Source organism: Flavobacterium sp., assembly GCF_044357305.1.
In the GTDB taxonomy this organism is placed as follows: Bacteria; Bacteroidota; Bacteroidia; order Flavobacteriales; family Flavobacteriaceae; genus Flavobacterium.
Map to the genome: position 1 here is coordinate 163,923 of NZ_JBIKPS010000002.1, position 13,777 is coordinate 177,699.

Annotated in this window: 8 protein-coding genes; 7 read left to right on the forward strand and 1 reads right to left on the reverse strand. The window is 32.4% G+C overall.

The window, feature by feature from the left end; genetic code table 11:
* The first annotated feature begins 226 nt into the window (after positions 1-226).
* From ACIQ2J_RS02720 to ACIQ2J_RS02745, 6 genes are all read left to right on the forward strand, one after another.
* Complete coding sequence (locus ACIQ2J_RS02720; RefSeq protein ID WP_396166391.1) at positions 227-4,504, forward strand: T9SS type A sorting domain-containing protein; 4,278 nt, start codon at positions 227-229, stop codon at positions 4,502-4,504.
* 79 nt (positions 4,505-4,583) lie between these two features.
* Positions 4,584-5,480 (forward strand): alpha/beta hydrolase fold domain-containing protein, encoded by an 897-nt coding sequence (locus ACIQ2J_RS02725; RefSeq protein ID WP_396166394.1) that lies wholly within the window; start codon positions 4,584-4,586, stop codon positions 5,478-5,480.
* A gap of 26 nt (positions 5,481-5,506) precedes the next feature.
* Positions 5,507-6,295, forward strand: a complete 789-nt coding sequence (locus ACIQ2J_RS02730; protein ID WP_396166396.1) for a fibronectin type III — start codon at positions 5,507-5,509, stop codon at positions 6,293-6,295.
* 8 nt (positions 6,296-6,303) lie between these two features.
* Entirely contained in the window at positions 6,304-8,775 is a 2,472-nt protein-coding gene (locus ACIQ2J_RS02735) for a TonB-dependent receptor domain-containing protein (RefSeq protein ID WP_396166399.1), read from the forward strand.
* 18 nt (positions 8,776-8,793) lie between these two features.
* Positions 8,794-9,906 carry a T9SS type A sorting domain-containing protein gene (locus ACIQ2J_RS02740; protein ID WP_396166401.1) on the forward strand — a complete coding sequence of 371 codons (1,113 nt, stop codon included), beginning with the start codon at positions 8,794-8,796 and terminating at the stop codon, positions 9,904-9,906.
* A 6-nt stretch (positions 9,907-9,912) separates the two neighbouring features.
* Positions 9,913-11,325 (forward strand): sialate O-acetylesterase, encoded by a 1,413-nt coding sequence (locus ACIQ2J_RS02745; RefSeq protein WP_396166403.1) that lies wholly within the window; start codon positions 9,913-9,915, stop codon positions 11,323-11,325.
* Positions 11,326-11,359: 34 nt separating this feature from the next.
* Here ACIQ2J_RS02745 and ACIQ2J_RS02750 read toward each other — a convergent pair whose 3' ends face one another.
* Complete coding sequence (locus ACIQ2J_RS02750; protein WP_396166662.1) at positions 11,360-12,382, reverse strand: substrate-binding domain-containing protein; 1,023 nt, start codon at positions 12,380-12,382, stop codon at positions 11,360-11,362.
* Positions 12,383-12,928: 546 nt separating this feature from the next.
* Between ACIQ2J_RS02750 and ACIQ2J_RS02755 the strand changes: the two genes are divergently transcribed.
* Entirely contained in the window at positions 12,929-13,705 is a 777-nt protein-coding gene (locus tag ACIQ2J_RS02755) for a hypothetical protein (protein ID WP_396166405.1), read from the forward strand.
* Positions 13,706-13,777 lie beyond the last annotated feature (72 nt).

Genomic DNA, 13,777 nt, shown 5'->3' on the forward strand with positions numbered 1-13,777 from the left:
AATTCAGTTGTTTTTAATGTTTTTGTTCTGGTGTGCAATAATTATTTCTGTACAATTTTACCCCTAAATTCGTATTTTAAAAAAAATATAAGTTCTTATTTTTGATTTATTATAAGTTGGAAGAATTAATGCTAATTTTATAAATTATTAGTTCGAAATTTCATGTACAATTTAACCCAAAACTATTTTAATAAAGATTAATTAAATTGAATTTAAAAAAACAATTATGAAAAAACTATTACTTAACCGAAAATTGTTAAAGTTAGCTTTCCTTGGAATGCTTTTTTGCGCTAATGTTGGTTGGAGCCAAACAGTATTTGAAGAGACATTCGGATCTACTGCGGTTACTGCTGCTAACAGCTATTCTGGAGGAACTTCAAATCCTTCCGTTAATTATACTACCAATGTTGCCGGCTATAGTGCAGTAGGTTTAGATACTAATAATAATGGTTTTTTAAATTTCGTTTCAAATGGTACCGCTAATAGAGTAAGTTTAGCAGGTGCTTTGCCTTCGGGTACTGCTTTAAATGGGGTATTACACTCCAATACAAACCTAGTTTCATGGACCTTTAACATGAAAGCAGCAAGATTATCAACCAACACTTTTTCTGCTTCAACAGCTTATCCTGTGGCTAAATATTTTAATGCTACTATATTGTGTGCAACTAATAGTAGTTTATTGTCCAATGGTGCATCTCCAGGAACTGGTTATGCTGTAATTGTTCAAAAAAGTAGTACGCCCAGTACAACTCGTGCTGTTATTAATTTAATTAAATTTACAAATGGTATTGGAGATGGAGTTGCTCCTGAATCTTCTATTGTTCAGCGTTTAATAGAGACTCCTGAATTAATTCAAGCTCCTGCTCTTACTACACCTAATAATTTAAGTATCAAAGTTACTTATAACCCTTCAATAGATCTTTGGGAGCTTTCTTATCGTGAAGATGCTGGTACTATTTTTGTAGATCCAACTTCAGGAACTTTAACTATAGGTGGTACTGCTACAGATGTTCCAACTACAACACCAATGACCAATTTTGGATACGCTGTTGGATTACAAACCAGTACAAGCGCTCAAAATTCCTATCAATTTGATAATTTCAAAATCGCTCTAAGTCCATTACCAGCCTACACAGCTCCGCCAGTTGTAGAAAAAAGACAAGCTTTTAATAGTACTTCCAATCCAACTATTGCTAATTTAGTTGCAACTGGTACAGATTTAAAATGGTACGCTGCTCTTACAGGCGGTAGTGCTATACCAACCAATACGCCATTAACTTATGCTAACTATTATGTTTCTCAAACTATGAATAGCACTGAAAGTACAAGAGTTGCTACGCAAGTATTCGTTGGAGATACAGGATTAAAAACGTTACCATTACACGAAAATTTTGGAAGTTATAACATTGCAGATAAATTAATATTAATGAATAATGGTGCTTCTACTGCAGTTGCTACTAATGCAGGTGTTGGACTAGGTTCTTGGTCTATTATTCCTAGTACTAATATTACGGATGATGTTACCATTGCAACTTCACCTTCTTGGGCACCTTCTATACTTCCAACAGCTACAGGAAATGCACTTACTTTTGCAGGTTCAGGAATTGATCCGCAACTAAAATTTACTAACACAACAACAGGAAGTTTATTTTCTTCTTTTGTTTTTACAGCTGCAGATGCCACTTCAATTGTCGCTTCAACTACTACAGATCCTAACTTTTCAACTCCTACAGGTTTGTATAGTTTTATATCGGAAACTACTGACGCAGTTACAGGTCTAGTTTCAACTGGATATGCATCCGATGTGATGTTTAGAAGAAATATGGTAACAGGTAAATTCAATATTGGTTTGTCAAAATCAAATAGCGGTACCGAATGTGTTTGGAGTCCCACAGAATATGACTTTAATACCGAACATGTTATTGTAATTAGTTATGAAAATATTGGTGATGCAAATGCTTTAAACCAAGTGTCTAATTTATGGATAGACCCAACAACTACAACGCAACCTACTGCTACTTTATCTCAAAATAACCCAACTACTTCTATAACTAGAGATCATTTGGACGGAATAAAATTACTACAAGCTTCTTCAGCTTCTACCCCTTTAGTTATTATAGATGAGATTAGAGTAGCAAATAACTGGGGTGAAGCAATTGGAGCAGCTTCTACTTATGTTGCTTTACCCACTGTGGAGTCAAGACAAGCATTTAATAGTACATCAAACCCTACAGTCGCTAACTTAGTTGCTGTTGGCAGTAATTTAAAATGGTATACAACTTCTACAGGAGGTTCTGTATTAGCAACTTCAGCACCTTTAACTTATAACAATTATTACGTTTCTCAAACAGTTAATGGTAACGAAAGTCCAAGAGTTGGTACACAAGTATTTGTAGGAGATACCGCATTAAAAACGTTACCATTACACGAAAATTTTGCAGTTTATAACGTTTCAGACAAATTGATTTTAATGAACAACGGTGTATCTGCAGCTGTTGCCACTAATAATGGTGTTGGACTTGGTTCTTGGTCTATTACACCTAGTTCAAATATTATAGATGATGTTACTATTGCAGCTTCTCCTTCATGGGCAACTTCTATACTTCCTGTTTCATCAGGAAATGCATTAACTTATGTAGGCTCTGGTATAGATCCAGAATTGAAATTTACAGACACCACTAGTGGAAGTTTATTTTCTTCTTTTGTATTTACCGCAGCTGATACAACTAACATTGTAGCATCTACTACTTCAGATCCTAACTATTCTACTCCAACTGGATTTTATAGTTTCTTAGGAGAATCAATTAATTCTGGTACAGGTTCTGTTTCTGCAGAATATGCTTCCAGTATTATGTTTAGAAAAAATATGATTTCTGGTAAATTTAACTTAGGATTGTCAAAATCTAATAGTAATACGGAATGTATTTGGAGTCCAACAGAATATGATTTTAATACCGAGCATGTTATAGTAATTAGCTATGAAAATATTGGAATTACAAATTCTTTAAATCAAATATCTAGTATATGGATTGACCCAACAACTACTGCTCAACCTGCTGCTACACTGACTCAAAATAGTCCTGTAACACCTATTAGCAGAAGTCATTTAGATAGAATTAAATTAGTACAAGCTTCTTCTTCTTCTACACCACTAATTATTATTGATGAGATAAGAGTTGCAAATAACTGGGGAGAAGCGATAGGCGGAGCTTCAACTTTTGCTCCTTTACCTACTGTTGAGGCTAGACAAGCATTTAATAGCAATACCAACCCAACAGTTGCCGATTTAGTTGCTATTGGAACTAATTTAAAATGGTACACTGCATCTACTGGAGGTGTTGAATTAGCTACTGCAACACCATTAACATATGCTAAGTATTATGTATCGCAAACCAATAATGGAATTGAAAGTCCTAGAGTTGGAACGGAAGTATTTGTAGGCGACATTGCTTTAAAAACATTGCCTTTTTATGAAAGTTTTGGCGATTACAATATTGAAGATAAATTGGTTTTAATGAATAATAATTCTAATGCTGTTCTTACCACTAATAACGGCGTTGGACTAGGTTCTTGGTCAATATCTCCAAGCAGTAACATTACGGATGATGTAACTATTGTTGCTTCTCCAGTATGGGATATACTTCCTGTAGCTACAGGAAATGCAATTTCTTTTGCTGGTTCTGGAATTGATCCTGAATTAAAATTTACTAATACTACCAGTGGAAATTTGTTTTCTTCTTTTGTATTTAATGTTGCAGATGCACCTTCTATTGTAGCGTCTACTACTACAGATCCTAACTATTCAACTCCTACCGGATTTTATGGTTTTGTATCAGAAACTGTAGATCCTGTTTCAGGTATAGTAACTACAGGATATGCATCGGATGTTATGTTTAGAAAAAATATGGTTACAGGTAAATTTAATCTTGGTTTATCGAAATCAAATAGTGGTACTGAATGTGTTTGGAGCCCAACGGAATATAACTTTAATAGCCAACATGTTATAGTTATTAGTTATGAAAATATTGGAGATGTGGATACCTTAAATCAAGTGTCGAAATTATGGGTAGATCCTCTTTCTGCTTTTACATCACCTACTTTATCTCAAAATAATCCAACAACTCCTGTAGGTAGAGATAATTTAGATAGAATTAAATTATTACAAGCTTCATCTTCTTCTACTCCGTTACTTGTTATTGATGAAATTAGAGTTGGAACTAACTTTGCAGATGCTTATTTAGAGACTACTTTAGGAACTAATAATGTCATGAACGTATCTGAATTTAAAATGTATCCAAATCCAGTTACTAACGGAAAATTATTCATAGTTTCTTCAACAGATTTAGAAAAACAAGTGATTATCTATAACACTTTAGGTCAAGAAGTACTTAAAACTACAACTACAACCGAAGCAATTAATGTTTCTAATTTAAGCAAAGGAACTTATTTTGTAAAAATAACAGAAGCTGGAAATACGGCTACAAAAAAATTGATTGTACAATAATTATTAATTCACTACAAATTGAAAATGCGGTATTTTTTTATAAAAGATATCGCATTTTTATTTAAAACTCAATTATCAAATGAAAAAAAACTTTCTTCTAGCTTTTGCAATAGTTCTAATTACTTCAATTAGTTCGGCACAAATTAAAGATTCAATTGTGAAAAAAACAGTTGCAATTCCTAAAAATTATATAGCACAACTAGACGTTGTTTATACCAAAGTAAAAGATTGGGAAGGTAAAGCCGATTTGTATTTGGCTCTTAACGAAACCAAACCTACTCCAATTATTATAAACATTCATGGTGGTGGATGGAAAACAGGATCCAAAGATACCCAAGGAGGATTTTCTCCTTTTTTCAAAGCAGGATTTGCCGTTGCCAATATGGAATACCGAATGAGTGATCAAGCCAAGGCTCCTGCTGCAATTGAAGATACTCGCTGTATGCTGGTTTATTTAATTCAAAATGCCAAAAAATTTAATATTGATCCCAACAAAATTATTATTATGGGCGGAAGTGCCGGAGGGCATTTGGCATTAATGGGAGGTTTATTAGGTAATGACCACCGTTTTGATACAAATTGCAAAGGAACTGAAAATATTAAAGTTGCTGCAATTATTGATAAATATGGCATTATGGATGTTTGGGATTGGACTTACGGACCAGATCATAAAAGTTCTTCTCCTGCATTTTGGCTTGGAGACAATGCTAAAAATGAAGCATTTATTAAAACGGTTTCTCCTATTACTTATGTTACTAAAAATAGTCCGCCAATTTTTATTGTTCATGGCGATGCCGATCCAACGGTTCCTTATCACCAGTCGGTTGACTTGTATAAAAAATTACAAGAACTAGGGGTTAAGTCCGAATTTTTTACCGTTCCAGGAGGATTACACGGAAAATTTGATAAAGATAAAAACACCGAAATTAACGAAGCGATGCTAAAATTCATAGCTAGTTTAGCCCCATTTAAATAAAATTAGAAATTAGATAATTACCCCAAATGAAATTACATCATGCCCTTTTAATTGCTGCATTTCCTATTGTTTGTCATTCACAAGTGATTTTAAAAGCAGACGGTCCCGGAAATACTTATGAATTAATTAATAGTGTTTTAGCCCCAGGAAGTGAAGCTGTTGAACATCCAGAATGTATACACGCTTCTTTTGGAAGACACATTGCCGAAGTTTGGGATGCCGATTTAAAAGCGAATATTTTCGAATTTTATTCCCATGTAAAACCCGATAATGATAGATGCGAAAAAGAAGATCGGCAGCGTGTAGAAATAAAAACGTATGAGCAATCACCAGATAATTTAAAAGGAACTTTAGGCGAAACAGTTACTTATAATTGGAAATTTAAACTCCCTATAGGATTTCAACCATCAAGTAGTTTCACGCATTTGCATCAAATTAAAGCCGTTGGAGGCTCGCAAGATTTACCAATTTTTACTATCACTGCAAGAAAAGCCAAAGTCAATCAATTAATTGTTATCCATGATAATGAAACAACAGTTGCAAGTGCTGATCTTTCTGAATTTGAAGGTGTTTGGGTGGAAGTTACAGAGAAAATCAAAATTGGACCTAACGGAACCTATTCTATATCCATTAAAAAAGCAAAAAACGGAAAAGAATTACTTTCTTTTAGTAGTGCAGATATAAGAACCATTAGACCCGATAATGATTTTATACGTCCAAAATGGGGAATTTATAGAAGCCTTAAAAAAGCAGAAGATTTAAGAGATGAAGCAGTTCGATTTAATGAGTTTTCTATTAACGAAGAAGCAAAATAGTTTAAAAAATGATTCGCATTAATTCTTTTCTTTATTTAATACTAATTTTATTTTCATTCCAAATAATTGTTGCTCAAAAAAGCAGCATAAAAGGAGTTGTTTTAGATAGTCAAAATTTGCAACCTATAAAATATGCAAGCATTGCCTTATTGAATCCTATGGATAATTCGGTAATTGCTGGTGAAATTGCAAGTAAAAATGGTTCTTTTTTAATTTCAAATGTCTTGCCCGGAAATTATAAAATCAAAATTTACTTTGTTGGTTATTCTAATAGATTTATGGATGCTATCCTAGTTTCTCCAAACCAAGTTTTGAATTTAGATACCATCCAATTAAAACGAAGTAGTAAAGTTTTGGAAGATGTTGCTATTAAAGGCTCTAAATCCAATTCCTATAATAAAATAGACAAACAACAATACAAATCCGATCAATTTGCTACAGCAAAAGGAGGAACCGCTATAGATGTAATTAAGAATCTACCATCTGTTACAGTTAATGGTCAAGGGGATATTAGCCTAAGAGGCTCCAATGGATTTATGGTTTTGATAGATGGAAAACCTGTTTTAACGGATGCCCAAACCGTATTGAGTCAATTGCCTTCTAATACCATTGAAAACATTGAATTAATAACTGCTCCCTCTGCCAAATACGATCCCGATGGTAAAGGAGGGATAATAAATATTGTTACTAAAAAAGGAACGACCAACGGAGTGGCCCTGACTACCAATTTATCAGGAGGTTTGCCAAGTACCGGAGATTACAACAATCTGGAAAAACCAAAACGCTTTGGTGGCGACCTAACTTTTAATTATAAAAAAAATAAATTAGATATTACAGTAAGCGCAAATTATCTTCGAAACGATGTTAATGGCTATAGAGAAGGAGATGTGTTCACTAAAAACTTTGCCAATAATACCATTACTCGATTTCCATCGAATGGCGAACGAAGTTTTGACAAATACAATTACGGAACCAAAACAGCAATTTCGTATGCTGCAAATAAAAACGATGCGTTTAGTTTTGGATTTTATATTGGAAAAAAATTCCAAGCCCGACGCGCTGATTTGGTTTATAGCAATACCACTTCCGATTTATCTACCGATGCATTAATAAATCAAAACACTTATTTTAATTCTAATTTACAAACTAAAGAAGGAACTTTCACTTTATCTAATTTTGATTACACCCATACTTTTGCCAATAAATCCAATTTGATTACTTCACTTTTATATGAAAATGCAAATTTATACGGAAATACAATTAACAACAATTTAGATTTACCTACAAAATCTATTGTATTGCAACAAGTTAGTAATCCGTATAGTAATCCAATTAATGGACTTCGTTTTAAATTAGATTATTCTATTGCCATTGGTTCCGGAAAATTAGAAAGTGGTTATCAATATCGTTTTGATAAACAAAATGGGAATTTTGATTATATTGTTTATCCATTAACCGCCCAGCCCGATGCTGCTAGTTTTAGAGGAACGGCCAAATCCATAAATCATATTAATGGAGTGTATTCGCAATACAGTGGTAAAACCAACAAATTAACTTATGTGGCCGGATTGCGCTATGAATATTCGGCACGACAAGTGGTATTGTCAACAGATAGTAATACCCATGTATTGAATTTAAGCAATTTATTTCCTTCGTCAAATTTGCTTTATACCTTCAATAATTCTTGGAATGTAAAATTAGGTTACAGTAAAAGGGTGCAACGCAACAATAATTTTGAGTTGAATCCAATTCCAGAACGAGAACATTCGGAAACATTAGAACAAGGCGACCCAGATTTATTGCCACAATTTGTAGATTTAGTCGAATTAGGAATGAACTACACTTTCAAAAAAGGAAATATATTTACCACTTTATATTATCAGAATATTAAAAACCCAATTCAAAGGGTTAACAGCGTTTATGCCGATACCATTTTGAATAGAGTTTTTACTAATGCCGATAGAGCACGACTTTATGGATTCGAATTTGGATCCAATGTAAAACCTGTAAAATGGCTATCGCTTTATGCAGGCGGAAACATTTACAATTATAAAATTTCTGGAAATTTGAATGTTTTAGGAAAAACATCCACTATAGATAATTCAAATTGGGTATATAATTTGAATGCAAATAGTACGTTTATTTTACATCAAAATTGGAACCTAACTGCCAATGTAAATTATACTTCGGCTAAGCCAACAGCCCAAGGAGAAGATTCCCGATTTTTATCTCCAAATTTATCCCTAAAGAAAACCATTTTAAAAGGCAATGGAACCTTGGGATTGCAATGGCAAAACATCAATTTTGGATGCATGGGTTCCAACCAGCAACGCATTACCACTTTTGGTTCTGATTTTTATACGACAACAAATTATATCTACGAAACCAATGTATTACTTGTTAATTTTAGTTATAATTTTAATAAACTGAGCAGCAAAAATAAACTGCCATTTAGTGAGATTGGAGAAAAAGAATTTTAGTATTATTTGAAATTAATTATGAATAAAAATTCACTAAATAGAAGAATTAAATTGACAACAGCATTATCACTATTGCTAATGTCTATTAACTTAGTTACGTATTCGCAAGTTACCTTAAATGCCAATGGTCCTGGAAATACTTATGAATTAATTACAAACGTTCTTGCTCCCGGAAACGGTACAGGCGCTGTAGAAGCGCCAGATGAAACACCAGATGGTTCGCACCAAGTATTTGGAAGGCATATAGCCGAAGTATTTGATAATGAGTTAAATAAATATGTATTCGAATTTTATTCTCATTATGATATAGATAATGATGTTGCTACTTTATCTTCAGATAGGCAACGTATAGAAATTAAAACCTATGCTGCCTCACCAAATAATTTAATTGGAACTACTGGAGAAAACATAATATATAAATGGAGTTTTAAAATACCTATTGGTTTTCAGCCATCTTCTAATTTCACACATTTACACCAAATAAAAGCAGTTGATGGGGATGATAGTAGTCCGTTATTTACATTAACTCCAAGATTTGGTAACCCAAATAAATTAGAATTAATTTATGTTGCCAATGCTACTTCTGGAACTGATAAATTAAGCATTGTTGACCTTTCTTCATTTGAAGGAAATTGGGTGGATGCTGTAGAAATGATTAACGTTGGAAGTTCAGGAACCTATTCCATTATGCTAAAAAAACATAGTGACGGAACGGTTTTATTGTCTTATAGTAATGCTAATATTGCAACTATTCGTCCAGATAATACTTTTATTCGTCCTAAATGGGGAATTTATCGTAGTTTGAGTGATATTGCCAATTTACGGGATGAAGCAGTTCGATTTTCAGATTTTAGTATTCAAGAAGTAGCTGTTTTAGGAGTAAATCCCAATGCTATTGAGGAAGAATCTCTTTTTATACCCAATCCTATTTTGGATAAAATGTATCTTTCGGAAACTATTTTGCAAAAGTACGATAGCATTAAAATTTTCGAATTAACTGGTAAAATGGTGCTTAACCAAGCTATAGCTTCTAATACTTTGGATGTTTCTTTTTTAAATTCAGGAATGTATTTTGCTGCTTTTAGTAAAGATGGAAAGCCAATTAAATATATAAAAATTATAAAACAATAAAAGCTAATGAAGAAAACATATTTATTGTTGGTAATATTAATGATAATAAGCAACCAAAATAGTTTTGCAAAAATAAAACTACCTAGTATTATTGGCTCAAATATGGTTCTCCAACGTAATACTACTATTAAATTATGGGGTTGGGCAAATCCTGGCGAAAAGATAATTATTACTACTAGTTGGATTTACAAAAAAGTAAAAGTTACAACTCCAGATAATGGTCGTTGGGAAATTTCTCTAAACACCAATTTAAGTAAAGAAGCCCAAACGATTCAATTAAAAAGTAAAGATTCTAACATACAATTAGAAAACATTTTGTTTGGTGAAGTTTGGCTTTGTTCGGGTCAATCCAATATGCGAATGCCCTTAAAAGGATATACAGGCCAACCAACATTTGATGGAAATTTGGAAATGGCCACTTCTAATAACCCAAATTTACGATTGTTTTCTATTACAGAAAATGGTTTTCCAACGCCTTTAGATACCGTTAGTAATTATAAAAAATGGGATAATGCCAATTCCGGAAGCGTAAAAGACTTTAGTGCGATTGCCTATTTTTATGGAAAAAGATTACAAGAAATTTTGGATGTTCCTGTAGGATTAATAATGACTTCTTGGGGAGGAACCCGAATTCAACCTTGGATGAGTAAGGAGGCAATAACTCCTTATTTGGATGTAAATAAAGTAAAAAAAGACACCACCCAAAAGTACAAAAGGATTCCTTCGGCAATCTATAATGCTATGATAAATCCGATAACGTCTTATACTATTAAAGGAGCGCTTTGGTACCAAGGAGAAACGAATCGCGACGAACCCAAAGTATACCAACAGTTATTTCCTGAAATGGTGAAAGATTGGCGCAAGCAATGGAATATTGGCGACTTCCCTTTTTATTACGTTCAGATTGCGCCCAATAAATACACAGACAAATCCAATTCGCAACACCTTCGAGAAGTGCAGCTTAAAGCATTGGATTTAATTCCCAATTCGGGTATGGCAGTCCTTTCCGATATTGGTTCGGATGCTACCATTCATCCACCCAGAAAAAAAGAAGTGGCAGAACGGTTGCTATTTAATGCCTTAAATAAAACCTACGGCATGAAAGATGTGGATTGTGCAAGTCCCGTTTACAAATCCATGATTGAAAAAGATTGTGCCTTGCTATTGAGTTTTGATAATGCCGAAACTGGTTTGTTTTCTCCTGAAACCGAATTAAGTAATTTTGAAATAGCAGGGGAGGACAAAGTTTTTTATCCTGCCAAAGCCGAAATTATTGCGCACAAACAACTTAAAGTTTCTAGTGTAGAAGTTAAAGTTCCGGTGGCAGTTCGTTATGGCTGGAGCAATTGGTTTGTAGGAAAATTATACGATAATAATATGCTTCCTGCATCTTCTTTTAGAACGGATAATTGGGAGTAATAAGAAAAGTAGCTATTTCGGTTCAGGGACCTTTTTATTTAATAGAAGTAGCGTTTTCTTTAACTATAATTTCTAAAGGAATATACTTTGTTACTTCAATTTCTTCCTTCAAAACTAATTTTTTATAAAGATGGTTAATTCCAGAGTACCCTTGTTCTTCTGGTTTTTGATTGATTAAAAAATCAATATAACCTTCGTTCAAATAGTCTAAATTTTGTTTTAATAAATCATATCCAACTACTCGTATGTCTTTTAAATTGTTGTTTTTAAGGAACTCAGCTACAATAAAAACTCTAGAATTTGGAACGAAAACACAATTTATTCCTTCAAACATTTTTTCAGTTAGTAGGTTGGACTCCGAAGCTTTGAAGTTAATTTCAGAAAAGTTAAAATTAGTTAGTTCTTTATTTTCTTTAAAAAAGGAGTAAAACCCTTTTATCCTTTGCAAATAAACAGATGTGCTTTCTATTTCACGAGTGATTTTTATTATTAAAACGGTAGTTTCGGTTTTAATTCCAAAACTAATTAGTTTTCCTGCTAAATAACCACTTTGGTATGCATCTTGTCCAATATAGTCGATCCCTTCAATTTCTGGAATATTAGAATCAATCATTACAATTGGAATGTTTTTCTTTTTGAATTCTTTTAAAAAAACAACGGATTCTTCATAAAATATTGGAGCAAAAAGCAACCCGTCAATATCTTCCTCTACTACTTTTTCAGCTTGTTTTTTAAAAGCCGAAGAACTATATTTATAGTAAAAATATTCAATTTTCACTCCAAATCTTTCAAATTCTTCTGCTGCTTTTTTAACACCTAATAAGGGAGCTGCCCAATATTCTAATCCTTCATGCTGTGGTAAAAATACCGCTATTCGAAATTTTTTATTAAAGGCTAAATTACTAGCATATATATTTCTTTGGTATCCGTATTCTTTAACAATAGCATTTACTTTGTCAATATTTTCTTGTGTAACTTGCCCACGACTATGAAGTATACGGTCCACAGTTCCAACGGATATGTTTGCTAGTTTTGCTATTTTTTTTATTGTTATGATAGCCTTTTATTTTAAGTTATACATTTTGTTTAGAATATTTTTATTTAGTTATATCCTCCTAAACTTTCTAGAAAGTAAAGATATATATTTTAATTGGACAATAATGTTTTAATAAATAGATGTGAATAAATTCAAACAAGTCATTTTTGTTTAAACCTTATACTCTAGGTTTAGTAAGTTTTTTACGTTGATTTATATTAGTCCCTTCTATTATAGTTGATTAAATATTTTTATGTAAAAAACATATTGAAGATTGTGTTTTAATACTACTATTGAGGATGTTGAGATATTAGTATTAATAAAGTGATAAATTCGAAAAAATATCTATATTTTATTATTGAATTGTTGAAAAGTAGTTTTTTTTCAATTATTTAAACCTATAATTTTATTATGTTATTAACATTTTTTTTTATATAAAATTGTTAATCAGTATTTTAGTATAAGAATTATCTTACTTTTCTTGTTGATAAGTAGAAAAAATCAATGATAAACTAAATTAAAATACCTATAAGTTTGTCATTATTAATTTTAAACAAAAACAAAAACATGAAAAAAATTATTTTAACAGTTGCGGCAGTATTCGCTTTCGGATTAGCTAACGCACAAGACTTAAAGTCTAAAAAAGGTGAAAATTATTTACCAGAAGCGGGTGATTGGGCTATTAGCTTCAATTCAAACAACTTATTTAAATATGTTGGAAATGCTTTTAGTTCTGCTGGAACTAATGAAATTAATTCTGTGTCTAATAGTAATTCAAGTGGTTATTTTACTGGAAAAAAATTCATTACTGCAAGTAAAGCTGATAGATATACAGCTGGATTTGAATTAAGTAGCGGTTCTGCAACGGTTCTTGATGCAGCTCAAATTCCTGCTACACCTACAACTCCTGCAGTAGCTGCTGTTTTGGCAAATGAAACAAAAACAACTAAAATTAAAATTGCCGCTGGTATTGGTAAAGAATGGAGAAAAGGAAAAACTCGTCTTCAAGGTTTTTACGGTTACGATTTAGTCGCTAGTCTTACTTTAGCTGATAATGCAAAAACAACTTACACAGTTTCTAAAGATGTTAAAGATGTTAAAGGAGGATTTGGATTTGGTGTAGGAGCTAATGGATTTTTAGGAGCTGAATATTTCATTTTTCCTAAAATTGCTATTGGTGCTCAATATACTTACGGAGTTAATCTTAACATTGCTGGTGCAAGTACTACAACTGACACAAATGGTACTACAGGTATTTCTTCTGAATCTAAAGGTGCTAAATCAACAACATTTGGAGTTGGTAATGTAGGAGTTGCTTCAATGAATTTGACTTTACATTTCTAATCTAATTTAGATTATTACTTGATAACCACTCGAGAAATCGGGTGGTTTTTTTATGCTTATAAATTGCTACTT